Source organism: Agrobacterium sp. 22094 (genome assembly GCF_052046015.1).
Classification (GTDB): domain Bacteria; phylum Pseudomonadota; class Alphaproteobacteria; order Rhizobiales; family Rhizobiaceae; genus Agrobacterium; species Agrobacterium cavarae.
On sequence record NZ_JBQEPX010000005.1, the window covers coordinates 38,085 to 64,075 of the forward strand.

General features: G+C 60.0%; 22 protein-coding genes. 12 read left to right on the forward strand and 10 right to left on the reverse strand.

The features are described from left to right. Positions 1-230: 230 nt before the first annotated feature. A complete protein-coding gene (locus ACTJK5_RS19115) occupies positions 231-1,937 on the forward strand; it encodes an adenylate/guanylate cyclase domain-containing protein (protein WP_440613019.1) in 1,707 nt (568 codons plus the stop codon). Positions 1,938-2,063: 126 nt separating this feature from the next. Here the strand turns inward: ACTJK5_RS19115 and ACTJK5_RS19120 are convergent, their stop codons facing one another. The 5 genes from ACTJK5_RS19120 to ACTJK5_RS19140 form a co-directional block, all read right to left on the reverse strand. Continuing rightward, complete coding sequence (locus tag ACTJK5_RS19120; RefSeq protein WP_440613020.1) at positions 2,064-3,245, reverse strand: M20 aminoacylase family protein; 1,182 nt, start codon at positions 3,243-3,245, stop codon at positions 2,064-2,066. Between the two features lie 71 nt (positions 3,246-3,316). After that, positions 3,317-4,096, reverse strand: coding sequence for an amino acid ABC transporter ATP-binding protein (locus ACTJK5_RS19125; protein WP_440613021.1), 780 nt, complete (start codon positions 4,094-4,096; stop codon positions 3,317-3,319). Further along, positions 4,093-5,016 carry an amino acid ABC transporter permease gene (locus tag ACTJK5_RS19130; RefSeq protein ID WP_440613022.1) on the reverse strand — a complete coding sequence of 308 codons (924 nt, stop codon included), beginning with the start codon at positions 5,014-5,016 and terminating at the stop codon, positions 4,093-4,095. Before ACTJK5_RS19130 ends, ACTJK5_RS19125 begins: the two co-directional genes overlap by 4 nt. Further along, positions 5,013-5,903, reverse strand: a complete 891-nt coding sequence (locus ACTJK5_RS19135) for an ABC transporter substrate-binding protein (protein WP_062444300.1) — start codon at positions 5,901-5,903, stop codon at positions 5,013-5,015. Before ACTJK5_RS19135 ends, ACTJK5_RS19130 begins: the two co-directional genes overlap by 4 nt. Before the next feature lie 59 nt (positions 5,904-5,962). Then, positions 5,963-6,925: an ABC transporter substrate-binding protein gene (locus tag ACTJK5_RS19140; RefSeq protein WP_440613023.1), complete on the reverse strand. Its 963-nt coding sequence runs from the start codon at positions 6,923-6,925 to the stop codon at positions 5,963-5,965. Positions 6,926-7,026: 101 nt separating this feature from the next. Between ACTJK5_RS19140 and ACTJK5_RS19145 the strand changes: the two genes are divergently transcribed. Further along, positions 7,027-8,352, forward strand: a complete 1,326-nt coding sequence (locus ACTJK5_RS19145; RefSeq protein ID WP_062597335.1) for an aminotransferase-like domain-containing protein — start codon at positions 7,027-7,029, stop codon at positions 8,350-8,352. Positions 8,353-8,364: 12 nt separating this feature from the next. Here ACTJK5_RS19145 and ACTJK5_RS19150 read toward each other — a convergent pair whose 3' ends face one another. Together ACTJK5_RS19150 and ACTJK5_RS19155 are read right to left on the reverse strand one after the other, a co-directional pair. After that, positions 8,365-8,847, reverse strand: coding sequence for a class I SAM-dependent methyltransferase (locus ACTJK5_RS19150; protein WP_062597336.1), 483 nt, complete (start codon positions 8,845-8,847; stop codon positions 8,365-8,367). Positions 8,848-8,863: 16 nt separating this feature from the next. Further along, the gene (locus ACTJK5_RS19155; RefSeq protein WP_440613024.1) at positions 8,864-10,264 is read right to left on the reverse strand and encodes a nucleotide sugar dehydrogenase; all 1,401 of its coding nucleotides are present in this window, start codon (positions 10,262-10,264) and stop codon (positions 8,864-8,866) included. A 69-nt stretch (positions 10,265-10,333) separates the two neighbouring features. On the opposite strand from ACTJK5_RS19155, the gene ACTJK5_RS19160 reads away from it, so the two are divergent. The 3 genes from ACTJK5_RS19160 (at position 10,334) to ACTJK5_RS19170 (ending at position 12,587) form a co-directional block, all read left to right on the forward strand. Continuing rightward, positions 10,334-11,431 carry a glycosyltransferase family 4 protein gene (locus ACTJK5_RS19160; RefSeq protein WP_062597337.1) on the forward strand — a complete coding sequence of 366 codons (1,098 nt, stop codon included), beginning with the start codon at positions 10,334-10,336 and terminating at the stop codon, positions 11,429-11,431. Continuing rightward, the gene (locus ACTJK5_RS19165) at positions 11,428-12,177 is read left to right on the forward strand and encodes a polysaccharide deacetylase family protein (protein WP_440613025.1); all 750 of its coding nucleotides are present in this window, start codon (positions 11,428-11,430) and stop codon (positions 12,175-12,177) included. The genes ACTJK5_RS19160 and ACTJK5_RS19165 overlap by 4 nt, the downstream gene beginning before the upstream one ends. A gap of 197 nt (positions 12,178-12,374) precedes the next feature. Continuing rightward, positions 12,375-12,587: a hypothetical protein gene (locus tag ACTJK5_RS19170; RefSeq protein WP_440613026.1), complete on the forward strand. Its 213-nt coding sequence runs from the start codon at positions 12,375-12,377 to the stop codon at positions 12,585-12,587. On the opposite strand, the gene ACTJK5_RS19175 is transcribed toward ACTJK5_RS19170, so the two are convergent. Continuing rightward, complete coding sequence (locus tag ACTJK5_RS19175; protein WP_440613027.1) at positions 12,579-13,541, reverse strand: glycosyltransferase family 32 protein; 963 nt, start codon at positions 13,539-13,541, stop codon at positions 12,579-12,581. The genes ACTJK5_RS19170 and ACTJK5_RS19175 overlap by 9 nt on opposite strands. Before the next feature lie 197 nt (positions 13,542-13,738). On the opposite strand from ACTJK5_RS19175, the gene ACTJK5_RS19180 reads away from it, so the two are divergent. The 7 genes from ACTJK5_RS19180 (at position 13,739) to ACTJK5_RS19210 (ending at position 23,559) form a co-directional block, all read left to right on the forward strand. Next, positions 13,739-15,631: an ABC transporter ATP-binding protein gene (locus ACTJK5_RS19180; RefSeq protein ID WP_112519448.1), complete on the forward strand. Its 1,893-nt coding sequence runs from the start codon at positions 13,739-13,741 to the stop codon at positions 15,629-15,631. Continuing rightward, a complete protein-coding gene (locus tag ACTJK5_RS19185) occupies positions 15,628-17,532 on the forward strand; it encodes an ABC transporter substrate-binding protein (protein WP_440613028.1) in 1,905 nt (634 codons plus the stop codon). The genes ACTJK5_RS19180 and ACTJK5_RS19185 overlap by 4 nt, the downstream gene beginning before the upstream one ends. Before the next feature lies 1 nt (position 17,533). Then, positions 17,534-18,532, forward strand: a complete 999-nt coding sequence (locus ACTJK5_RS19190; protein WP_062424855.1) for an ABC transporter permease — start codon at positions 17,534-17,536, stop codon at positions 18,530-18,532. Further along, positions 18,529-19,704 (forward strand): ABC transporter permease, encoded by a 1,176-nt coding sequence (locus ACTJK5_RS19195; RefSeq protein ID WP_112359261.1) that lies wholly within the window; start codon positions 18,529-18,531, stop codon positions 19,702-19,704. The genes ACTJK5_RS19190 and ACTJK5_RS19195 overlap by 4 nt, the downstream gene beginning before the upstream one ends. Before the next feature lie 124 nt (positions 19,705-19,828). Beyond that, positions 19,829-21,034 carry a glycosyltransferase family protein gene (locus ACTJK5_RS19200; protein WP_113259442.1) on the forward strand — a complete coding sequence of 402 codons (1,206 nt, stop codon included), beginning with the start codon at positions 19,829-19,831 and terminating at the stop codon, positions 21,032-21,034. Between the two features lie 105 nt (positions 21,035-21,139). Further along, positions 21,140-22,387, forward strand: a complete 1,248-nt coding sequence (locus ACTJK5_RS19205; RefSeq protein ID WP_162741770.1) for a glycosyltransferase — start codon at positions 21,140-21,142, stop codon at positions 22,385-22,387. After that, entirely contained in the window at positions 22,384-23,559 is a 1,176-nt protein-coding gene (locus ACTJK5_RS19210) for a glycosyltransferase family protein (RefSeq protein ID WP_440613029.1), read from the forward strand. Before ACTJK5_RS19205 ends, ACTJK5_RS19210 begins: the two co-directional genes overlap by 4 nt. Before the next feature lie 271 nt (positions 23,560-23,830). Here the strand turns inward: ACTJK5_RS19210 and ACTJK5_RS19215 are convergent, their stop codons facing one another. Next, complete coding sequence (locus tag ACTJK5_RS19215; protein WP_440613130.1) at positions 23,831-25,081, reverse strand: FAD-dependent oxidoreductase; 1,251 nt, start codon at positions 25,079-25,081, stop codon at positions 23,831-23,833. After that, on the reverse strand, positions 25,081-25,779 hold the full coding sequence (locus ACTJK5_RS19220; protein ID WP_062444324.1) for a phosphatase PAP2 family protein: 699 nt from the start codon (positions 25,777-25,779) through the stop codon (positions 25,081-25,083). Before ACTJK5_RS19220 ends, ACTJK5_RS19215 begins: the two co-directional genes overlap by 1 nt. Between the last annotated feature and the right edge of the window lie 212 nt (positions 25,780-25,991).

The following is a 25,991-nucleotide window of genomic DNA, read 5'->3' on the forward strand; positions in this document are numbered from 1 at the left end:
ATGTCTTTGTCGCAAAACCGCTTCACAGTTTTGCGTGGACCATGCTTTAGACCGGCGGCTGCCTCGAATAAGACTAAAAAACATTATCTCCGTGAGGCTCAGGATTCGTCTTGAGCAGGCAACGACAGCCGGTGTATCGGCAGGTCACGACAAAAGCGTGCTCCTGCGGACCGCGACAGACGACGATTATTTGAATATCCATTTGTATTGAACGAGATTTGAGGTCGGGATTGGCGCAATACGTGACAGAGACCTCTTTGCGGCGAGCGCGATTGCTCTCAGGTCTCGTCATGCTGGCCTTCGTCGCCTGTCACCTCTTCAACCACGCGCTTGCACTGATTTCCATCGATACGGCTGAATATGGCAGAGGCTGGTTCAGTCTCATCTGGCTGAACCCGATCAGCAGCGTCATCTTCTACGGCTCGGTCGTCGTTCACCTCTTCCTCGTGCTGCGCTCCATCTACCTGCTGCGATCGCTGCAGATGCCGTGGCGCGAAGCGCTGCAAATCCTGCTCGGCTTGGCGATCCCCTTCCTCATCATCGACCATGCCGCCGGCATCCGCTTCTCACGCATGCTCTTCGGCATCGATGAGGGCTATGACGTCGTCATCCGCCGGTTCTGGATTATCTCACCCTATCTCGGCCTTCGCCAGAGCATTGCGCTGGTGCTGATCTGGGCGCATGGCTGTCTCGGCGTCTATTTCTGGCTGCGCTACCGAAGCTGGTACCGGCAGGTAGCGCCGTATCTCCTAATGTTCGCGGTCCTGCTGCCCATCATGGCGTTACTGGGTTTCAGCGATGCCGGGCGGCAGATGGAGATGGACCTTCCCGCCGATCATCCCCATTCCGAAGCGGGGATGCGCTCGCCCTCAGACCCGCCGCCCGCCCCTTCGCCACGGTCGCCGGAGCGCCAGGCGACGATCTCGCATATCACCTTCGGGATACGTCTTGCCTTTGGCGCGGCCGTCATCCTGACATTTGCCGCGCGTGCCATAAGAGGCTGGCGGCAAAGATCGCGCGGCTTCGAAATCCTGTATGAAGACGGCCATGCGCTGCGCGCGCCCGCGGGTTTCAGCATTCTGGAGGCAAGCCGGCTCGAAGGCATTTCCCACTTCTCGGCCTGCGGCGGCAAGGGGCGGTGTTCCACCTGCCGCGTCAAGATCCTGGAATCGGAGGCTCCCCTGCCGGAGCCAGGCGATATCGAGCGCGCCACCCTGCAGCGTATTCACGCCGATTCCGATGTGAGACTCGGCTGCCAGCTTCGTCCGACCGGTCGCGTCAAGGTGGCGCTGCTTCTTGCCGCCCGCCAGCAGGATGACGCACCTGCCAATAACGAGCCGATCCGGCCCGGTCGCGAGGAGGAGATTGCCGTTCTCTTCTGCGATCTCAGAAACTTCACCGCCCTTTCGGAATCGCGCCTGCCCTATGACATGGTGTTTCTGCTAAACCGCTATTTCACCGTCGTCAGCCAATCGGTGGAGCAGGCAGGTGGGCGCATCGACAAATTCATCGGCGATGGCGCCATGGCGCTGTTCGGTCTGGACGGCAACCGGGAAACCGCCTCGGCCGATGCGCTGAAGGCCGCCTGCCTGATCCTGCGCAATGTCGATAAGCTGAATGAAGAACTGGAACAGCAGTTTGCCGTGCGCCTGCGCATCGCCATCGGTATTCACGCTGGCCCGTCGATTGTCGGCATCATGGGCTATGGCGCGGCAAAGACGCTGACGGCGATCGGCGATACGGTCAATGTCGCAAGCCGCCTGGAGACGGCCGCAAAGGAATTCGACACCTCCATCGTCGTCTCGGAACCGGTGATGGTCCAGTCCGGGCACAAGCGTGACGGACTTCGAAGCCGCACCATTCCCATTCGCGGACGCAGCTCGGAGATGAAGGTCTTCCTGATTTCCGAAGAAGAAAGTCGAGTGCTGCTGTCTTGACCTGAACGTGACCCGAGGCCTGCGTCATCTGACGAGCGCATCCCATGAGATAATGCCTTCGATTCCATGCTTCGGACCAAGGGGGCTTTGCTCGGCCGAACGACGTTCGGCCAAGCCCTGCATCACTTACGCTGCAAGAAATCGTTCCGCCAGGCGAGCCCACAGAGCCGCACCCACGGTCAGGCTGCCATCGGCAAAATCATATTTGGGACTGTGGAGAATGGCGGAGTCCATTCCGTTGCCCAAGCGCAGGAAGCTGCCTGGTTTTCGCTCGAGAAAATAGGAAAAGTCCTCGCTGCCGGGGATGAGCGGGCAGGTGGCGACCTTGTCGGAGCCGATCAGCTCTTGCGCCACGAGCCGCGCAAATGCCGTCTCGGCTTCCGAATTGGCAACCACCGGGTAGCCATGCTCGTAATCGACCTCGATTGTAGCATCATAAGCGTCTGCCATGGATCGGGCTAGCTTGGTGATGCGCCGCTCCAGAAGTTCGCGGATCTTGGGCTCGAAGCAGCGCACGCTCAGCGCCAGCTTTGCATATTCGGGAATGACGTTCACCGCTTCTCCCGCATGGATGGTGCCGACAGTGACCACCGCCGTCTGGGTAGGATCGATGTTGCGGGATACGACCGTCTGAAGCGAGACGACGAGGTTGCAGGCCACCACAATGGGATCGATGGTGAGGTGAGGACGCGAGGCATGACCGCCCTTGCCCTTGATGGTGATGTTGACCGTATCGGAAGATGCCATCATCGGCCCCGAACGCGTCAAGATCGTCCCTTCCGGTGCGCCAGGGTGGTTATGCAGGCCGAAAATCGCGTCGATCGGGAAGCGCTCGAAAAGGCCATCCTCAATCATTTTCTGCGCGCCGGATGGCTTCCCATTTTCTTCCGCCGGTTGGAAGATCAGGGTCACCGTGCCATCGAAACGGCGAGTGCGAGCGAGATATTCCGCTGCACCAAGCAAAACGGTGGTGTGCCCATCATGGCCACAGGCATGCATTTTGCCAGGCGTCTTGCTGGCATAGGGTAGTCCCGTTTCCTCCAGGATTGGTAGCGCATCCATATCGGCGCGAATGCCGATGCTCTTCGTTCCAGTACCGTTCTTCAAGCAAGCCACGACGCCGTGACCACCGACATTCCGGGTGACCTCGTAGCCCCATCCTTCCAGCTTCTCCGCCACATAGCGGGCGGTTTCGGCCTCCTCCAGTGAAAGCTCCGGATTGGCATGCAGATACTGGCGCGTGGCCTTCAGCTCCGCCTCCATCGGCTCGAAATCGGATACGCGGGCATAGTGATTGTCGTTCAGCATTGGGTCCACCAAGATCTTGAAAAAGGACGCCAGCCGTGAGGCTGGCGCCAAGTTGGGGAAAAATCGCGCGCTTACAGGAAGCGCGAGAGAAAGGCCTGCGTGCGCGGATGTTGCGGGTTGCCGATGACGTCTTCCGGCTTGCCCATCTCGACGATGTGGCCGCCATCCATGAAGACCACGCGATCAGCGGCCTCTTTTGCAAAGCCGATTTCGTGCGTGACGACGATCATCGTCAGACCCTGGCTGGCAAGGTCCTTCATCGTGGCAAGAACTTCACCGACGAGTTCGGGATCGAGTGCGGATGTCGGCTCATCGAACAGCATGAGTTTCGGCTTGATGGCCAGGGCACGCGCAATGGCGACACGCTGTTGCTGCCCACCGGAAAGCTGTCGCGGATAAGCGGACGCTTTCTCCGACAGGCCGACCCGCTCCAAAAGACGCATGGCGTTTTCGGTCGCGCTCTTGCGGCTCTCGCCGTGAACGCCGACGGGTGCTTCGATGATGTTCTGCAACACCGTCATATGCGGGTAGAGGTTGAACTGCTGGAACACCATGCCGATCTTGCGGCGCTGGCGTGCAATGCCGTTGGAGGAAAGCTTCTCCAGGCGGTTGTTCTTCACCCGGTACCCCATCTGCTCACCGTCCACGGCAATTGCGCCTTGCTGGATGGTTTCCAGATGGTTGATGCAGCGCAGGAAGGTTGATTTTCCCGAGCCTGAGGGCCCCAGAATGACCACCACCTCCCCTGGCATCACATCCAGATCGATGCCCTTCAAAACCTCGAGATGATCGAAGGATTTATGGACGTTTCGCGCCACGACGAGAGGCTTGGTATCTGCAACTGCGGTCAATGGCTTGCCTCCTCGTCTAGAGCAGGCCTGGCAACGCCTGCATTGCGGCGATCACTGCGACCGTAATAGGCCTCGATGTAGCTCTGGCCGATATTCAGAACGGAGGTAATGAGCAGATACCAGATCACTGCGACCAGAAGCATCGGAATGATTTCGAAGGTCCTGTTGTAGATGGACTGAACCGAATAGAGCAGGTCGGCCATTGCGATCACGCTAACCAGCGAGGTTGCCTTGATCATGCTGATCAGCTGGTTGCCGGTTGGCGGAACGATGGAGCGCATGGCTTGCGGAATGATGACGCGCCACAGAGCGCGCGCCTTCGTCATGCCGAAGGCTTCTGCCGTTTCTGCCTGTCCTCGATCGACCGAGAGAAGGCCGCCGCGAATGATTTCCGCCATATAGGCCGCCTCGTTGAGAGCAAGGCCGACGATGGCTGCGGTCATCGGCGTGATGACGGAGTTTGTATCCCAGCTCGCAAGGGTCGGCCCGAAGGGGATCGATATGGAGAGCTGCGGAAACAAGGTGGACATGTTGTACCAGAAGATCAACTGGACCAGCAGCGGCGTGCCGCGGAAGAACCAGATAAACAACGAGGCAAAGGAGCTTGCGAGCCCATCCTGAGACATTTTGGCAATGGCGATGATCAGACCGAGAATGACGCCGAGGATCATGGCGATGACGGTCAGCCCAAGGCTGACATACAGGCCGCTGATGACCACAGGATCGAAGAAATACTGAGCAACGACAGGCCAGCCGAAGTTTTCGTTGTTGGCAACGATCCAAGCGAAGTTGACGACGAAGAGCGCAATGACCAGCCAAAGCACAAGGCGGCCGGTGCGAAACGGGGTGTGGGCTGTCGCCACATCCCGCAGATCGGTGCCACCCAAGGATGGCACTTTCGTTTCAACAGGGCTCGTCATTTTGGCAACTGGCCCCCGAGGTTGATGCCCGGCTGCTTGAGGATGTTATTCTCAAGACCCCACTTCTTCATGATCGTCTCATAGGTTCCGTTGTCCATGAGGACCTTGATGGCATCGAGAAGGACCGGACCGAGTTCCGAACCCTTGGGAACGACGGCGCCCTGATACAGATCGTCGAAGCCGTTCTTCTGGCCAACGCCGGTCAATTCCAGCTGGCCATTCGCCTGGGATACGAAGTAGGTCAGTGGCGCCTGCGAGGAGAAAAACGCATCGGCGCGCTTGGAGCGAACCGCAAGAATTGAGCTTGGCTGATCAGTGTAGGATTGTACCTCGATTGCAGCCTTGCCATCAGCCTTGCACTTTTCCGCCTGGGCCTGGATCACGCGCTCTGCCGAGCCGCCCGCCATGACGGCGATGCGCTGGCCGCAGGATGTGTCGAGCGAAACGATGCCTTTGGGGTTGCCCTTGTGAACGGCAAAGACCACGAATTCCTGCACCCAATCGACAAAATCATTCGATTCTTCACGGCTCTTGAAATCGCCGACAGGCCCGAAGGCGAACTGGTAGCGCCCGGAATTGACACCTGCCAGAAGCGCCGGCAATCCGCCCACGGTCGCGTGTTCGATCTTGATGCCCAGCACTTCGCCCAGCGCGTCGGTCAGGTCGGCACTGGCGCCTTCCATCTTCGTGCCGGTCACGATTTCATAAGGAGGGAAGGATCCGTTATTGACGGAAATCATCTTCCCTTCGGAGCGGATCTTTTCCGGCAGGCGGGCGCGGAGTTCCTCATTCACGCTCTGTTTGGGAATGGCCGCCGTTTCGGCAAGAGCTGGTGTGGCGAGAATGAGCCCGGAAAGGGCGATGGAAGCAATGAGTTTCGGATGCATTTTGGAATTCCCCTTTTTTGTATGCAACGATTTGAATTGCAAAGGCCTGACTATGGTCGTCAGTTGACCTCAGCATGCAGCGGAAACAACTCCGCAGGCGTCAGCCGACGCGGCAGAATGCCCTGAGCGTGAAGCTCATAAGCGAAATCGGCGATCATGACTTTGTTCTCCTTGAAGCCGCTGACATTCCAGTGCGGCGGCAGGTCTGCGGCGCAACGGCGCAGTTCATCGATCATCCATGGCGTCGTGTCGGCGTATTTCTCTCGCTTCTCCAGCCACATGCGCTGCGAGGCGTCGATGAGCGCGCTAAGCTCGTCCATCACCCATGGATTTTCGCGCACGAACTGCGCCTTGAAACCGATCAGATGCATGCCAGGCACGTAGCCGACCTCGTTGAAATAGGCGACTTCGGACGCCCGGTAGTCCGGCAGGACCTGACGCAACGGAGAGTCCTGGTCGAAGAAACCCTTCGGCATGAAGGGGGTGAAGATGGCATCCAGCCCGCCATCCATGAGCAGATCCACCATCGGGCGTTCGCCAGGCGCCGCCTCGATCCGGCCCGGACGACCGAAACCATCCAGACGGTCGGTGATGGGATGCGCTTCCGTCAGACGGCCAGCGTACCACGTGGCGTCCTCGACGCCCACGCCTTCGCGACGGCAGGCCGCGCGGGTCCATGTATTGCCGGAATCACGCCAGCCCGTCACGCCGATCTTCTTGCCGGCAAGATCGGCAAGTGTGCGGATCGGGCTATCCTTGGTGGTGATGATGCAGCGATGGCGAAAACCGCGCATGATGAAGTTCGGCATGCCGATAACGCTCTCATCCCCGTCATGGCGCATCTGCGCATAGCGGCTGAAAGAGGTTTCGGCAGCGTCATGCAGATCGTCTTCGGCGACATTGGAGACGAGCGTGCCGACGCGATCGACCTCGATCTCAAGCTTCGGAGACGAGACGTCTCCCAGAACGAGCGGCGTCATATAGTCCCAGTCGCGAAGGGCAAGACGGAGTTTCAGCGGCATTATTTGGCACTCATTTATTTTCCATTACCGAAAGATTAAATGTACACTCGTAAGCGCACAAATGTTATTACGTTATTGAACATTTAAAGTGAGAGAATGAAGTGAGCGATATTTGCGAGGCCCGGTGGCTCGCCGAGAGAATTACCAACAAGACGATCCGCGGAATTGCACTGGAAACAAGCGCCCTTGTGCGAGCCGGTGTCTTGCCCGTGGGAACGCGGCTTCCTGCCATGCGCGACCTCGCCTACGAACTTGGCGTCAGCCCCGCGACGATTTCCGAAGCCTGGAGCGAACTACGCCAGCAGAAGATCATCAGCGGTCGTGGTCGTAACGGGACATGGGTCTGTGCGGAACGCTTCATTGCCAAGCCGGAGCGTCTGGCAAGCTCCGGTCATTATGGCGCCAATGTTCTCGATCTTTCGATGGCTGTGCCGGATCAGGCATTGCTGCCGCCGCTTGCCAAGGCAATGGTCTATGCGACATCGGTCGGCGACCTGAACAGTTACGCCCGCAGCCGGATCGTTCCCGAACTTCGAGACGCGATTGCGGGCGATTGGCCCTATGAGCCGGAAGCCTTTCTTGCCATGAATGGTGGCTATAACGGCGTCTACACCACGCTGCGCGCCCTGGTACGCCCGGGATCGGTGGTTGCCGTCGAGCATCCCACCGCCATGCGGCTTCTGGATATTCTTGAAGATCTCGGTGTGAAGATCGTGCCGGTCCTGTCGGATGGCGAGGGACCACTGCCCGCATCCTTGAGCCAGGCGCTCGCCGAGCGGCCCGCCGCCTTTCTCTTCCAGCCCCGCCTTCACTCTGTCACCGGCCAGACCGTTACCCTTCAACGCATTGAGGCGCTTGCCGGTGTTCTGGCCGAAAGCGATACGCTGATCATCGAAGATGACGGTCTGGCAGATATTTCGGCAGAAAGACCGGTCTCTCTCGGCAAGCGCTTCCCGGATCGAACCGTGCGGATCGTATCCTTCTCCAAGACGTTAGGTCCCGATTTACGGTTGGCGGTGCTTTCCGGCTCGGCTTCTATCGTTGAACAGATCCAATCCTACCGTGCGTTTAGCGCGGGATGGACCAGCCGGGTTTTGCAGGCCGCCGTTGCCTGGTTGATCAGGGACGAGGAAACCTCTCAGATTGTGGCAGCTGCGCGCGCCACCTATCAGGAACGACGCGACACATTGGCCCGCGAGCTGCGCGAGCGTGGCGTCCAAACCATGCCGGGAAGCGGCCTCTGTCTATGGGTGCCGGTGCAATCCGAACCTTTCGCCATGGTCACCCTGGCAGCCAGAAACATTGCCGTGGTACCCGGCAACAAGTTCTCCATCCTGCCCAGCGCTCATATCCGTGTGGCGACCAGCAAGCTCACCTCCGGCCACGCGCAGGTGGCCGAGGCGATAGCACTCGCCCATGTCATATAGAGCGTTGACGCCTCAAATCTTGCGGTAAAGGAAATACCGATCCGTCGGCACTGTGTCCGGCACCGACAGCGGATCGAGGCTAGGCTCCGTCAGCGGCAGGCCGCTGATGGCAATGCCGCCCTTGGCGAGCATGCCCGAAACGATCTGCGGCAGCCAAGTCAGCGTCACCGCATCCTTCTCGTCATAGCCGGTGCCGATATCTGCATGGACGAGGGCTGCACTGATGCCGACCCACTCCTTCGCCGTCTGGTCGATTTCGCCGAGCACCAGATTGCCCTCTTCCGGTACAGAGGAGGCATGGGCGCCCATGGCGCGGTCGAAGGCGACGATGCGGCGATCGGGAAACAGCTCGCGCAGATGGTTGAAGGTGCGCCCATTGCCAAGGCCGATTTCCATGATCGGACCTTCGGCTGGCAGATCGAGATCGCCATGCACATGGTTCAAGATATCGCGCTGGGCGCTGAGGCGCCGGATGAAGCTGTCCAGTCTGCTCATGTGAAGGGGTTTCCGATCAGGCCTTGAGGATGTGGCTTGCGCTGATGCCGCGACGGGCAAAGGCGTTGCGCGTATCGATGATCAACGGCGACCAGTCGGCAAGCTGCTGGTAATCGATGTTGTCGTGGTCGGTCGCAACCAGCACCGCGTCGAAGCTGCCAATGCTGTCTTTGGTCCAGGCGACAGATTTCATGCCCATCAGCTCGCTATATTCGCGCGTCTTGGGGATTTCCGCCACGTAAGGATCATGGAAGGCGACATAGCCGCCACGCTCGAGAATGAGCTCGATCAGCTTCAGCGACGGGCTTTCGCGGATATCCGGCACGTTCTTCTTATAGGCGAGCCCCAGCACCAGCACCTTGGAGCGGCTGAGCGCCTTGCCCTGGTGGACGTCCAGCGCTTCCGCCAATCGCCCGACGACATGGCGTGGCATGGCGGTGTTGATCTGGCCGGCAAGCTCGATGAAGCGGGTCGGGAGTTCGTATTCCTTGGACTTCCAGGTCAGGTAGAAGGGATCGATCGGAATGCAGTGTCCGCCAAGACCGGGGCCGGGATAAAAGGGCATGTAGCCGAATGGCTTGGTCTTTGCCGCATCCACCACTTCCCAGATATCGATGCCCATCGCCTCGTAGACGACCTTCAACTCGTTGACGAGCGCGATATTGACCGCACGAAAGACGTTCTCGGTGATCTTGACCGCTTCGGCCGTGGCCGTGGTGGAGACGGGAATGACGGTCTTGACCACGGAGCCGTAGAAGGCGGTCATCAGTTCGGCGGCATCCGGCCCGTCGCCAGCCACCACCTTCGGAATGGTGGAGGTGTGGAAGTCGCGGTTGCCGGGGTCTTCGCGCTCGGGCGAAAATCCAAGGAAGAAATCCTCGGTCGATGTCAGCCCGGTCTTTTCCAGGATGGTCTTGACGATACCATCGGTCGTGCCGGGATAGGTGGTGGATTCCAGCACCACGAGCTGGCCGGGGCGAAGCGTTTCGGCAATCTCGCGACAGGTGTTCTCCACATAGGAGAGATCGGGATCGCGATACTTGGTGAGCGGAGTCGGAACGCAGATCGCAATCACGTCGCAGTCGCCAAGCTTGGAGAAATCGCTGGTGGCTTCGAAAGTGCCGTTATCACAGGTGCTTGCCAGAATGTCATCGGGCACCGCTTCGATATAGCTCTTGCGCGCCTCGACGGCCTTGATCTTGCCCGGATCGATATCGAAACCCGTCACCTTGAATCCGGATGTGGCGATCGTCATGGCAAGCGGCAGGCCCACATAGCCAAGCCCGATGACACCCGCCCGCGCCTCTTTCGATTGAATGAGGTCGAGAAGTCGCTGTGCGTTGGGAGAAGAGGTCAAAGCGTTTTGCGTCCTGCGCGCGAGGAAAACTTGGCCTTTCAGTTGGGCAAGAAGACCCATGGTGTCAAGGCTGCGACGGTCTAAATTACAGTTGACGAAGCGTCAGCCGAAAACGCAAGACTGGTAGCCATGAAGATCGCATTCTACTGCCCGATGAAGTCTCCGAACCACCCGGTCCCCTCTGGCGACAGGTTGATGGCAAGGCTGTTGATGCAGGCCATGCGGCTTGCCGGTCACGAGGTCGAGGTGGTCTCGGAACTGCGATCCTTTGCGCGCCAGCCCGATGGCGACGAGGTGGATGCGCTGGCGCGCGCCGCGGAGCAGGAACAGCAGCGCATCTCGGCGCTCTGGAAGAGCCATGGCGTGCCCGATCTCTGGTTCTGCTACCATCCCTATTACAAGGCGCTCGATCGTCTGGGGCCACAACTCAGCCGCTCCTATGCCATCCCCTATGTGACGGCGGAGGCCTCCTACTCCCCCAAGCGCAATGCGTCGGGCTGGGCGGAGGTTCAGGCGACGCTGCTTAAGGATCTGAGCTTTGCTGCGGTCAATATCTGCTTCACCCATCGCGACCGCGACGGCCTGCGAAAGGCCAATCCGGCGATGCGCCTGCAGATGCTGCCACCCTTCCTCGACACCTCCTTGTTCGAAGCAAAGACCCCGGCACCGCAAGCCGGGCGAATGGCGACGGTGGCGATGATGCGCGCCGGCGACAAGCTCAGCAGCTATGAGGCGCTATCGGCGGCGTTGGCACGCCTGCCGCCCAAGCTCGACTGGACGCTGGATATCATCGGCGACGGACCAGAACGGGAGGCTGTGCAGCAGCTCTTCCAGGCGACCGCACCGCATCGCCTCGTCTGGCATGGCGAGAAGACCCCACAGCAGATCGCCGAAATCCTGTCCTGCGCCTCGCTCTATCTCTGGCCCGGCCATGGCGAGGCCTATGGGCTCGCCTATCTGGAAGCGCAGGCCGCTGGTCTGCCGGTGATCGCCGAGCGCATCGCAGGCGTGCCGGAAGTGGTGATCGATGGAAAAACCGGCATTCTCACCGAACCGGGAGAGACGCAAACCTATGCGGATGCCATAAAAGACCTGCTGACCGATCGGGAAAAGAGACGGGCCATGGCAGAAAATGCGCGGGCATTCGTCATCGAGGAGCGTTCACTGCGCAAGGCGGCATCGACGCTCGACCGGATTCTGCAAGACGCCAGAGGAAACGCACCATGACGGAAAAGAAACTTCTGGACACGCTGGACAGCTTTGTGAGCCGCGGCGTTGCCGCCGACCTCTGGCTGCGCGACGACGATGCGACGGTGCCGACGCCAGCGCTAGACCGCCTGCTGGCGCTCTCCGACCGCAATGCCGTGCCGATGACGCTGGCTGTCATTCCCGAGCCCACCGGTGACGCCTTGGCGCGTCGGCTGGACAACGCCGACAAAATCGATGTCGTGGTGCATGGCTGGGCACATCGCAACCATGCTGGGCCGGATGAGAAGAAGCGGGAGCTTGGGCTTCATCGCCCAAAGGACACCGTGCTTGGCGAATTGCGTGCCGGCTTTGAAAAGCTGCAGATCCTCTTTCCGAGCTGCTTCGTGCCGATGCTGGTGCCGCCATGGAACCGGATCGATCCGGAGATCGTCGAAGGCCTGCCCGCCATCGGCTACCGGGCGCTGTCGGTCTATGGGCCGGAAAAGACCGCACCTCTTGCTCTCTTGAACACCCATGTCGACATCATCGACTGGCGGGGAACGAGAGGCGGCAAGGATCACGATCTGCTCTTTGCCGAGACTGCCGAACGCATGGTGGCGGCCGAACAAGGCGCAAGAACCACCGGCATCCTCACCCATCACCTCGATCATGACGAGACGGCATGGGCCTTTCTCGATCGGCTGTTTGCGCTGACGGCCAACCACCCCGGCTGCCGTTGGCGCTGCGCCGGAGCGCTGGTCGAAGAGGCCGGCTCGGCGGCCTGATGCCACGCGACAAAATGTCGAATATCAAGTCGGTCCGCGCAGGCGTAAGCACACGGTCAGAAAGCCACTAAAGCGCCGTGCGCCCTATGGGCGCACAAAGGACGCTTTAATTTTTGAGTCTACGCGCCGTGCTTTCCGAAAATCGAATCCGATTTTCGGGCCGATGCTGTAGGCTCTGTTTGGAAAGTGTGACGCACATGGAATGGTTCGAGTATTTCCCGATCGTAATGCTGCCGCTGAAACTGCTCGTTGTCGGCATCGGCATGTATTATTCGGTCAAATGGCATTACGATCAGGGCAAGCTGAAACGCGCCGAAGACGAGAAGCGCAAGCAGCAGATGGCTGCGGTCGCGAAAGCCGCTGCAGAGCGTGATGCTGAACTGACTGAACTACCCCAGCCCTCACCATGATTTCCAGGCGATCAGCAGCCCATCGCCCTTGGCCCTGGCTTCGGCACGCGCCTCTTCCACCGCACTGAAGTCCGCCCGGTCTGCCAGCAACGCCGCCACGAAATCGGCCCCCGCCAGCGTCACCGATCCCGCACGCGCCACCACGCTAAAGATCAGCGGGCCCGTGCCCCACCATGCGGGCGCGCGCGGCAGGCGCTCGGCAATCTCCGGCAGAGCCTGCAAGATACGCTCGAAGACAGGATGGCCGGGCGGTGTAGCGATGAAGGAATTGGCGAGCAGAACGCTTCCCTGCCCCGTCAGCCGCGGCGTTTCCTCGGCAAAGGCGGTAAGGCCAACCATGGGAAGGATATCGCCGAAACTGATGTCATCCCGCGCTGGATAGAAATCGCAATCGAGATAGATGCCGCCTACCCGCGACAGGATGAAATAGCGCGCCACATCCACAGCACCCGGATAATCCCCATCCTCCAGCATCCGCCGGAAGATCGGATCGGCATCGATGCCCTCCGCCTCAAGATCGGCCTCCCGCCACAGGCGATAGACATAGCCATTGGCCTCCGCATGTTGGCGCCAGGCATCGGTTGCGGGCGGCACTTGCCTAGTGCCGATCCAGATCTGGTGGATCAGCCTTGGCACCGCCTCACGGTTCTTCTGCGCAATCGCTCGTCTTTCATCAGGGGAGAAACGACCATAGGGCGCAAATATCTCGGGCGGCGGCACCAGGAGAAATTGGTAGCCGGCTTTGGCAACCGCATCGCCCTTGGCCTTGGCAAGCCGCAGATAGGCCGAATGCAGGCGGCGCGGCAGGCCAAGTGCGGTCACCTCACCCAACAGGTGCTGATCCTCCTCTGCCGAAAGACGCGCCAGGCGATCCTGCGCAGACACGAAATCTTTCTGGGCCAGCAACCGGCGGATGTCTGCAAGCGTTTCATCGAAAGTGGCTTTGTCTGGCATGGTCGCTCCGCAGCTTTAATATCCCCGACATATCTTCGGAATAGAGGTTTTCTCGCAACCCCAAGATCAGGCAGAAAGCCGGAAATTTTCATGGTTTCAAGAGCATGGACAGAACCTGGAGTGTGCGATAACGTGAATGTCAAGCGCCGCGTGATAATGCCACAGGCATCCAACAAGACGGCAAGGGAACCTATGGCATGAGTGCAGGCGCAGACTTGCTTCGCATCGAAAATCTGCAAGTCTCTTTTTCCATCATGGGCGGACAGATCGAGGCGGTTCGGGGCGCAAGCCTTCGCATTCTGCCTGGAAAAGTCACAGCCCTTGTGGGCGAATCCGGCTCGGGAAAATCCGTCATTGGCCAGACGATCATGGGCATCCAGCCGCGCACCGCAAGGGTCAACGGCCGCGTTCTCTTCTCCGATCCGCTGAAGCCCGATGAACGCCCCATCGACCTGCTGCAACTGGAGCCCGACGGCAAGCCCCTGCGCGCCATTCGCGGCAACCGCATCGGGTTGATCTTTCAGGAGCCGATGACGTCGTTTTCGCCGCTCCACACCATCGGCAACCAGATCGACGAGGCGCTGCGCATCCATTCGGTTCTGACACCGAAGGAGCGGCAGGAAAAAATGGAAGAGACGCTCGATCTCGTCGGCTTTTCCAATCCGGCCAAGATCTGCCAGATGTACCCGTTCGAGCTTTCCGGCGGCATGCGCCAGCGCGCCATGATCGCCATGGCGCTGATCTGTCGTCCGGCGCTGCTGATTGCCGACGAGCCGACCACCGCACTCGATGTGACGATCCAGGCGCAGATCCTCAAGCTTTTGCGCGACCTACAGAGCCGGCTCAATATGAGCATGCTACTCATCACCCACGATCTCGGCGTCGTCGCCAATATTGCCGATGAAGTCGCCGTCATCTATCAGGGCGAGATCATGGAGGCCGGCACGGTGGACGACATCTTCCGCGCGCCCTCGCACCCTTATCTCAAGGGCCTGATGGCAGCCGTGCCGCATTTCGACATGAAGCCCGGCGAGCGGCTGAAGGCGCTGCGTGATGTCACCATCGACAAGGAAAGCCTGATCGGCAAGAAGACGGCAAATGTCGACAAGGCGCCGGGCGTGCTGCTCAGCGTCAAGAACATCTCCAAGACCTATACCACCCGCAAATCCACCTGGTTCACCTCCGGCAAGGCGAGTGCCACCAAGGCGGTGGATGGCGTCAGCTTCGATATCATGCGCGGTGAATGTCTGGGCCTTGTGGGCGAAAGCGGCAGCGGCAAGACCACGGTCAGCAAAATCCTGATGCGCGCCGTCAGGCCGGAAGACGGCGAGATCATCTTTCACAGCAAGAACGGCGATATCGATGTGCTGAATGCCAGGGATGACGACCTGCGCGAATTGCGCACCCGCATCCAGATGGTCTTTCAGGACCCCGTGTCCTCGCTGTCACCACGCATGACGGTCGGCAATATCCTCAGCGAACCGCTGGAAATTCACGGTCGCGGTGACTCGAAATACCGCCAGGAGCGCGTCAAGAACCTGCTGCGTGCCATCGGCCTCGGCGACAATGCGCTGAACCGCTATCCGCACAGCTTTTCCGGTGGCCAGCGCCAGCGCATCGGCATTGCGCGTGCGCTGATGCTGGGACCCGAACTGCTGATCTGCGACGAGCCCGTCTCCGCGCTCGACGTGTCGGTGCAGGCGCAAATCCTCAATCTGCTCAAGGATTTGCAAAAGGATCTGGGGCTCACCTATCTCTTCATTTCCCACAATCTCGCCGTCGTCGATTACATGGCAGACCGCGTGGCGGTGATGTGCGAAGGCAAGATCGTGGAGCTGGCGCCACGCGAAACGCTGATGCGCAATCCGATCCATCCCTACACGAAATCGCTGCTGGCCGCCGTTCCCTTCCCCGATCTCGACCGACCACTGGATTTCAAGACCATCGGCAAGATCAGCGCCACCGGCAAGTTCGACTGGGGTAAGCAGTTCCGCGATGACGATAACGGACAGATGATAACAGCCGATCTTGGCGGCGGACACCTCGTGCTTGCCAACGCCAATGCGGATGTTCGGGAGCTACGGTCTTGATTACGCGCCGCACCACGCTTGCCCTGCTCGCCTCGGTCTTCGCACCCTGGAAGGCCTCCGCCGCCACCTACATCGATGCCGATTTCTTCAAGGAAAAGCGCGACAAGGGCGAACTGCCGCCACTCGATCAGCGCCTGCCGAAAAATCCGCGCGTCATCGATCTGAAGGCCATGGGCCGCGAGCCCGGCCAGCATGGCGGCAATATCCGCATGCTGATCGGTGGCCAGCGCGACATCCGCCTGATGCCGATCGACTCTTACGCACGGCTCGTAGGTTACGATGAGAAGCTGAACTTCATCCCCGACATCCTGGAATCCTACACGGTGGATGAGGAGCGCATCTTCACGCTGAAGCTGCGTGAAGGCCACAAATGGTCGGATGGCAGCGATTTCACCGCCGAGGATTTCCGCTATTTCTGGGAAGACGTGGCGCTGAACCTGGAAATCCACAAGGGCGGCCCCCCCATCGAGCTTCTGGTCAACCAGAAGCCGCCTCTGGTCGAGGCCGTCGACCCGCTGACGGTGCGCTACACCTGGGACGGTCCGAACCCGGATTTCCTGGCAAAGCTTGCCGGTGCGTCACCCGCCCGCGTCTTCCTGCCCGCCGCCTATATGAAGCAGTTCCACGTCAAATATCAGACGCCGGAAAAGCTGGCCAAGCTGATGAAGAAGAACAAGGCGGACGACTGGAGCAGCCTGCACATCAAGATGTCGCGCCAGCTGCGCCCGGAAAATCCCGATCTTCCGACACTCGATGCCTGGCGCGTCATCACCGCACCTCCTGCCGAGCAGTTCATCTTCGAGCGCAATCCCTATTACCATCGCGTCGATGAGAATGGCCGCCAGCTTCCCTATATCGATCGCTACCTGCTGAACGTCACATCGTCGGAAATCATCGCCGCCAAGACGGCGTCGGGCGATAGCGACCTGCAGTTCATGAACCTCGATTTCAACGACTACACTTTTCTGAAGGATGCCGAGGCCCGCTATCCGCTGAAGGTCAATCTGTGGAAGCGCAGCCAGGGATCGCGCGTCTGCCTGCTGCCGAACCTGAACTGTGCGGACGACACCTGGCGCACGCTGTTTCGCGATGTGCGCATGCGCCGTGCTCTTTCGGTGGCGATCGACCGGCACGAGATCAACATGGTCTGCTTCTACGGCCTTGCCAAAGAAAGCGCCGACACCGTGCTGCCGGAAAGCCCACTGTTCCGTCCGGAATTTGCGACCGCCTGGGCGCAGTTCGACCCCGAGCTCGCCAACCGGCTTCTGGACGAAATGGGGCTGACGACGCGCAACGACCGCGGCATTCGCATTCTGCCCGATGGCAGGCCCGCCCATGTGATTGTCGAAACGGCGGGCGAAAGCACGCTGGAAACCGATGTGCTGGAGCTGATCACCGATCACTGGCGCAAGGTCGGCATTTCGCTGTCCAGCCGCCCGACGCAGCGCGACGTGTTTCGCAAGCGCGCCATGGCGGGTGAGGTGCTGATGTCGGTCTGGTTCGGCATGGACAACGCCATTCCCAACGCCGACATGCTGCCCTCCGGGCTTGCACCCACTGGCGACGACCAGCTGCAATGGCCGGTCTGGGGCATCCATTATCTCTCTGGCGGGCGCGAAGGCAAACCGCCGGATCTGCCGGAGGCCATCCAGCTGCTTGACCTCTTCAAGAAATGGCGCCGCAGCGTCACTTTCGAGGAGCGCAAGGCGATCTGGCTGGAAATGCTGTCGATCTACACGCAACAGGTCTTCTCCATCGGCACGGTGAACGGCGCGCTTCAGCCGATCGTTCACAGAGCCCGGCTGAAGAACGTGCCGGAGAAGGCGCTTTTCGGCTTCGAGCCGACCGCCTATCTCGGCATCTACATGCCAGACACATTCTGGTACGACGGGAGCGCCTGACATGCTCAGATATATTATCGGGCGCATCCTCTTCATGATCCCGACACTGATCCTGATCTCGATGCTGGTCTTCACCATCATCGAATTGCCGCCGGGCGATTACTTCGAAAGCTATGTCGCGGAAATGCGCGCCATGGGCGAGACGGCCAACATGGCCGAAATCGAGGAGCTGCGCAGCCGCTATGGCTTCGACCAACCGGCCCCCATTCGCTACTTCAGATGGGCGACGGGCATGCTGGTCGGCGATTTCGGCTATTCCTTCGAATACCAGTTGCCAGTCAGCGAAGTGGTGGGCGAGCGCCTGTGGCTGACGGTTCTGGTGTCCTTCGTTACCATCATCGTCACCTGGATCGTCGCCTTTCCCATCGGCATCTATTCCGCCACGCACAAATATAGCTGGGGCGATTACGGCCTGACCTTCCTCGGCCTGCTGGGCATCGCCATTCCCAATTTCATGCTGGCGCTGATCCTGATGTATTTCGCTAATATCTGGTTCGGTACCTCCATCGGCCATTTGATGGACCGCGAATATCTGAACCAGCCGATGAGTTGGGACAAGCTCAAGTCGATCCTCGAACATCTGTGGATTCCGGTTCTCATCATCAGCACGGCAGGAACGGCGGGCATGATCCGGCGCCTTCGCGCCAACCTGCTTGATGAATTGCAGAAGCAATATGTGGTGACGGCGCGTGCCAAGGGGCTTCACCCCTTCAAGGTCCTGACCAAATATCCGTTGCGCATGGCGCTGAACTTCTTCATCTCGGATATCGGCTCCATCCTGCCAGCCATCATTTCGGGTGCTGAAATCACCGCTGTGGTGCTTTCGCTGGAAACCACCGGCCCGATGCTGATCCGCGCGCTGCAGAGCCAGGACATGTATCTCGCCGGCTCCTTCTTGATGTTCCTCGCCTTCCTCACCGTCATCGGCGTGCTGATCTCCGATATTGCGCTCGCCATTCTCGATCCTCGCATTCGATTGGGAGGTGGGAGCGTCAAATGACTTCATCCATTCCAAAGCCCGGCGAGCCGCTGCCGCATTACGTGTCCACCGCTCCCTTCGATCCCTATCTGGTGGAGCCCTCCACCACAGCACTCGCCATGGTCGGCCGGGCATCGCAATGGAAGCTGATGTGGTGGCAATTCCGGCAGCATAAGCTGGCGCTTTATTCGGGCGTCTTCCTGCTGTTGGCCTATCTCTCGATCTTCATCTGCGAGTTTCTGGCACCCTACAATCTGCACACGCGCGACGTGGAGAACATCTACGCTCCGCCGCAGAGCATTCATCTCTTCCATGACGGCGAGTTCGTTGGCCCCTTCGTCTATGGCCGCACCATGAGCCTCGACATGGACAATCTGCGCCGCGTCTATTCCGATGTGCCGACGGATGTGCAGAAACTTCGCTTCTTCTGCCGTGGCGACGGCTACACCTTCTGGGGGCTGTTCGATTCCAACATCCACCTCGTCTGCCCGGCCAAGGACGGCCAGATGTTCCTGTTGGGCACAGACCGGCTTGGCCGCGACGTGCTGTCGCGCATTATCTATGGTGCGCGCATATCTTTGACCATCGGCCTTTTCGGCGTCGCCATGAGCTTCGTCCTCGGCATCGTGATCGGGGGCCTCGCAGGGTATCGCGGCGGCGTTTTCGACCTCATCGTCCAGCGCATCATCGAGGTGCTGCAATCGATCCCCAGCATTCCGCTCTGGTTGGCGCTCGCCGCCATCATGCCGGTCACCTGGAGCCCGATCCTCGTCTATCTCGGCATCACGGTGATCCTTGGCCTTCTGGACTGGACGGGGCTTGCACGCGCCGTGCGCTCCAAACTTCTGGCACTGCGCGAGGAGGATTATGTTCTCTCCGCCCAATTGATGGGCGCCAGCACCAGCCGCATCATCGGCCGCCATCTGATCCCCGGCTTCATGTCGCACCTGATTGCGTCCGCAACGCTCACCATTCCGGGCATGATCCTCGGCGAAACGGCACTGAGCTTCTTGGGACTCGGCCTTCGTCCGCCGATCACAAGTTGGGGCATTCTGCTCACGGAAGCGCGAAGCGTTAGCGTGATTGCCTTGTATCCCTGGCTCCTAATCCCGATTCTTCCAGTCGTCCTCGTCGTGCTCGCCTTTAATTTCCTTGGCGATGGACTACGTGATGCAGCAGACCCGTTTAAATGACGGGGTTTGCTGCAAGCATGCTTGGCGGTTTTGCGACCACGGCATGCGACAAGACAAGGCGCTTCTGCGCCTTCCGCATAAAGACACTCACCGCGCACCCAGGCGGTAAGAAGAGGTTCTGCTCGTGACAGTTCGTTTAAACGATGCACGCATTCTGATGTACAGCCACGATTCCTTCGGGCTTGGACATTTGCGTCGATGCCGCACCATTGCCCATGCGCTGGTGGAGGATTATCGCGGTCTGAATGTCCTGATCATCTCTGGCGCCACCATCGCAGGCGCCTTCGATTATCGCGCGCGCGTCGACTTCGTGAAGATCCCGAGCGTCATCAAGCTCAGAAACGGCGAATACACCTCGCTCGACCAGCATATCGATCTTCAGGAAACCCTGAAGATGCGCCGCTCGATCATCTACCACACTGCCGAGAGCTTTCAGCCGGATATCTTCATCGTCGACAAGGAGCCGATGGGGCTGCGCGGCGAAGTGGAGGAAACCCTCACCTATCTGAAATCGCGCGGCACCAAGCTGGTCATCGGCCTGCGCGACGTGATGGATGCGCCGCAACTGCTGGAAGCCGAGTGGAAGCGCAACGACGTGCTGAACAAGATCGAGCGCTTCTATGACCATGTCTGGGTCTACGGCCCGCCGGATTTTCACGATCCGCTGTCCGGCCTCGACGTGCCGCCCGGGGTCCGCGAGAAGACCGAATTCGTCGGCTTCCTGCAACGCTCCAAGACGCGGGGCGATAACCCCAACCGGCATGAGGAGGACTATATTCTGGTGACGACCGGTGGCGGTGGCGATGGCAGCGAGCTGATCGACGACGTGATCCGCGCCTACAAGTTCGATCGAACCCTCACCCAGAAGGCGCTCGTTGTGCTCGGCCCTTATATGCCGACCGAACAGCGGCAGAAATTTGCAGCAAACGTTGCCGATATTCCGCAGATGGAAATCATCGACTTCGACAACCGCATGGAAGATCTGGTTGCCGGGGCGCAGGGCGTGGTGTCGATGGGCGGCTACAACACCGTTTGCGAAATCCTCTCCTTCGACAAGCCGGCGCTGGTGGTGCCGCGTATCGTGCCGCGTGAAGAACAGTTGATCCGTGCCAGCCGTGCCTCGGAACTTGGCTTGTTCGACATGCTCTCGCCTGAAGAAGCGGAAAATCCCGAACTGATGGCAAAGGCGCTGAAGGCGTTGTTGAAGCGCCCGCCCCCGTCCGCCAATGGCCGCAACATGAAGCTCGACGGCTTGGAGAACATCTCGCGGCGCGTCGCCGAATGGCTGCAACCGGACGATACGCCAAACGTCATCTCCGCCACCGCCTGAGGCGGGCAGAAGCATGTCCGCGAAACGTCTGGTGATGTTGCGCCCCTCACATTCGCCGGCATTGCGCAAAGGACGATTGCGCCAGAGAAAAGAAGGCACGACGACGTGACCGCAAAAAAGAAAATCGTGGTGCTGCTGAAAGGCTATCCGCGCCTCTCCGAAACATTCATCGCACAGGAACTGCTGGGACTGGAAAGAGCGGGTCTCGACCTCGACCTCGTCTCCATGCGCCGCCCGACCGACAAGAAGCGCCATCCGGTGCATGACGAAATTCGCGCGCCCGTCACCTACCTGCCGGAATATCTGCATGAGGAACCGCTGCGCGTGCTGAAAGCGCTGTGGGCTTGCCGCAAGAAGCCCGGCTTCGGCAAGGCGCTGCGGCAATTCCTCCATGATCTCCGCCACGACTTTTCCCGCAACCGCTTCCGACGCTTCGGTCAGGCGGCGGTGCTTTCCCATGAATGGCCGCGGGATGCCGGCTGGCTGCATGTGCATTTCATCCACACACCCGCTTCCGTTGCCGCCTATACGCATCTGATCACCGGCATTCCGTGGACGATCTCGGCCCATGCCAAGGATATCTGGACTTCGACGGATGCCGATCTCGCCTACAAGCTCGGCAGCGCCCGTTGGGCGGTAACCTGCACCGCCAGTGGCTATCGCCATCTGCAGGGCCTGTCGCCCACTCCAGCCACGGTGCATTTAAGTTATCACGGCCTCGACCTCACGCGCTTCCCACCGATGGAGGGTACCCGCCCGCCACGCGATGGCTCAGACCCCACCGATCCGGTGCAGATCCTGAGCGTTGGCCGCGCGGTGAAGAAGAAGGGCATCGACATTCTGCTGAAGGCGCTCGCCGCCCTGCCACAGTCTCTGCACTGGCGCTTCACCCATATTGGTGGCGGCGACGAACTGGCGACGCTGAAAGCGCTCGCCGAGCAACTGGGTATCGCCGACAGGATCACCTGGACGGGCGCGATGGATCAGAAACAGGTGCTGGAGCACTATCGCAAGGCCGATCTCTTTGCGCTCGCCTGCCGTATCACCGCCGACGGCGACCGCGACGGCCTGCCGAATGTTCTCGTGGAAGCTTCCAGCCAGGCGCTGACCTGCGTCTCCACCAATATTTCGGGCATTCCGGAATTCTTCGTTGATGGCGAAAACGGTCTGCTGACAGAACCGGAAAACCAAGCTGCCTTCTCCAAAGCGCTGGAGCGCGCCATCTCCGATCCGGCATTAAGATCAAGGCTGGGCGCTGCCGCCGAACACCGCGTGCACACCGCCTTCGATCATCGTACCAGCATCACAGACCTCAAAAATTTCTTCGAACAGGAATGGGAGAAGACCCCGTGACCACTACCACCGACGCTACACAAGCCCCTCGCGTGTTCTTCTATGTCCAGCATCTGCTCGGCATCGGCCATATTGCCCGCGCCAGCCGCGTGGCCCATGCACTGGTCGCCGATGGCTTCGACGTGACGATGGTGACAGGCGGAACCCCGGTTCCGGGCTTTCCCGGCGAAGGCATTCGCCATGTCGAACTGCCGCCGGTGGCGGTGGCCGATGGCAATTTTGCAGGCCTCGTCGATGCCAATGGCGCGCCGGTGGACGATGCCTTCAAGGATAATCGTACCAGCATGCTGCTGGGAGCCTATCACGGCGCCATGCCGGACATCGTCATCATCGAAGCCTTCCCCTTTGGTCGCAGACAAGTGCGTTTCGAACTGCTGCCGCTACTCGCCGCCATCGAGAAAAGCATCAAGCGCCCGCTGGTGATGACGTCGCTGCGCGATATCCTGCAGGAGCGTGCCAAGCCCGGCCGCGACGAAGAGACCATCGATCTCGTCAAGAAGCACTTCGACACGGTGCTCGTCCATGGCGATCCAAACTTCGTGCGGCTGGAAGAGACCTTTCCGCTCGCCGAACAGATCAGCCAGCGCATCGTCTATACCGGCCTTGTTGCCCCAGCAAAACCACAGCCGCCGCAGGAGCGTTTCGACGTGGTCGTCTCCGCAGGCGGCGGTGCCGTGGGCGGCGCGCTTCTGAAAGCAGCGCTTGCCGCCGCGCCCCACATCCCCGAACTGAAATGCTGGTGCCTGATCACCGGCCCCAATATGCCGCAGGCGGATTTCGATGCGATTTCGGCTCAAGCCGGCGAGACTATTTCCGTCTTCCGCTTCCGCAAGGATTTCGCCAGCCTTCTCTCGGGTGCCAAGCTCTCCATCTCGCAGGCCGGCTACAACACCGTCTGCGATATCCTGCAGGCCAAATGCCGTTCGCTGCTCATCCCTTTTGCTGTGGGCGGAGAAACCGAACAGGGCGCCCGCGCCTCGCGTCTGGAAAAGCTTGGCCTTGCCCAGGTGCTGGAAGAAAACGCCATATCGCCACAGACCATGGCAGAGGCCATCCGCGTAGCACTGGCGCTACCGGAGCCCGCCGAGATCAGCCTTGATCTCGATGGCGCCAACGGCACGGCGCGTGTTCTGCGCAGACTTTATGCCGAGCATCAAATGGATGATGAATAGGGTTTCAGCCCTTGCAGCAACGGCCGTGTACCCGGTCACATGAGGTCAGAAGGCTTCTTCCGCATAACATTCTTATGAGGTTAAGCCTCTCACCATCGTCATCCTCGGGCTTGACCCGAGTATCCATATTTTCAAGCGTTTACGGCCTTATTTCGTGGATCCTCGGCTCAAGGCCGAGGATGACGGCGGAGAGGTTTTCGCACTGTGTTGAAGGCCGAATCAGCCGGAAACGTGTGGTGTCTCCAAGGCACCCCCACGCCCGACAGCCCGCTTAATAGTTGATCCTCTCGCGCCTAAACCCAAGCCCGATCAGGCGGCCCGCCAGATGGGCGAGAAGCGGAAAGCGCATGATGGCGCGCACGAAGGCGGGCGGGCCTTTGGCCTTGGGGGCCGCCTCGTTGTCCTTGCGGTTCTTGCTGCGCATCATCAATTGCAGCTTCTGCGTTGCCTTGGTCGGAAAGGTCCGGCGCTGTTCGATCGCAGCCAGATCGTCATCGGAGACATGGCCTTTGCCACGCAGAGCCGGCACCAGAATATTGGCGGCGGCAACCGCATCCTGAATGGCGAGATTGACGCCCACACCGCCAATCGGCGACATAGCGTGGGCGGCGTCACCGATGCAGATCAGGCCGGGCTTCCACCATTGCGTCAGCCTGTCGATGCGCACGGTGAGAAGATAAACATCGTCGAAGCTCTCGATCTCCTGCAGCCGCTCGGCGGGCAGCGGGCAGACCTCGGCGACACGTGTGCGGAAAGCTTCGATGCCTTTCTCGCTGATCTCGGAATAGACGCCGCGGCGCACCACATAGCCGCATTGCCAGTAGTCTCCACGATCGATCAGCACGAAGCCCTGCTGCGGACCGGCATGGCCCATGGTCTCGTTGGGATCGCCCGGCTGTTTCGAAAGCCGCATCCACAGAACTTCCGTCGGAACGCCAAAGCGCTCGACATGCAGCCCGGCCTTGTCGCGCACCGTGGAATTGCGGCCATCGGCACCAACGACCAGATCGGCCTTCACGGTAAGGCCGCCGGAGGGCGTGGAGAGCTTGAGACCGCTCACCTTCCCCTTGGTCTCGATGAGATCGCTGACAGCCGCATTATGCAACAGGCGGAAGCTCTCGAACTGCCCGGCCTTGCCGGCGAGAAAGTTCAAGAAATCCCACTGCGGCATGAAGGCGATGAACTTGTGCTTGACCGGCAGCCAGGAGAAATCCGCGATGGTGCGCTTGTGACCGCCCACCTCCGCATGCAGCTTCTCCGCCCTGGTATGCGGCAGCGCCAGAAATTCTTGGGCAAAACCCAGTTGCTCGATGAGTGCAATCGTCGAGGGATGGATCGTATCACCGCGAAAATCGCGCAGGAAATCGCCATGCTTCTCGATGACGGTGACATCGATCCCCGCCCGCGCCAGAAGCAGACCGAGCATCATGCCCGCCGGCCCGCCGCCGACGATGGCAACCGTGGTCTCTATGGCCTGGGCGTCGTCGTGGTCGTCGCTTGGCATGGCAGGGTCCTGTGTCATCATGCCTGATCGGCAGGCGGAAGCGGCGTGTTCTTCGGATAGGGCCAGCCCTTGATCAAACGGAACAACCATTCCTTGCGCGCGAAGATAAAGGCGAAGAGCATGGCCGTCCAGATGCCGAGCAGCAGGCCCGCCGCCACATCGCTTGGATAATGCGCCCCGACGATCACCCGCGAAACGCCGATGACGAGCGCGAGCGCCATGAACACATAGCGAAAGCGCGGGATCAGCATGGCAAAGGCGCCGAAGAAGGCACCCGCCGCTGTGGAATGACCGGAAGGAAAGCTCTCATAGAGATTGTCGCCGGTAAATGGCGTCAGGCTATAGGCGCCGATCTCGGCATAAAGTTCGGGACGTCCACGACCGATCAGGAATTTCAAAAGATGCACGAAGATGCTGGCGCTACCGATCGTCAGGAAGAAATAGGCGAAGAGCCGCCATGCGGTGCGCAGCCTCCCCGAATAGGGGCTCGCCAGGAAAAAGCGCGCGGCAATATAGGCAAGGATGGCAAAGAGCCCGGTGCTGTAGAGCATCCAGCGAAAGGTGCCAAAATCGGTGATCGCCTTGTTGAAGCCGACGATTGAGCCGGGAAGCGCCTGCGCCCGCTCCGAGATGCGCGGATCGAAGGGAATGAAAACAAGCACCAGCAACAGGGTAATGACGAAAATCCAGCCGCTGGAGATCAAAAATCGCTTCATGAAAATCCTCTATTTATCAATGCCGTATCCAATGCGTCGGGGCGCGTCGCATCAAGCCACACAACCTGCATGCTCACACCATTATTGGCAAGCGACGCACGCAGATGTCATCGGTGAGGAAGAGGACGCAATAGTGGCGAAAAATCGCTGACAGGCTTTGACCTTGTTCTGCCCCGGTTTCGCTTGTAGAGCCTTGAGTTAAGAGTTTCCAC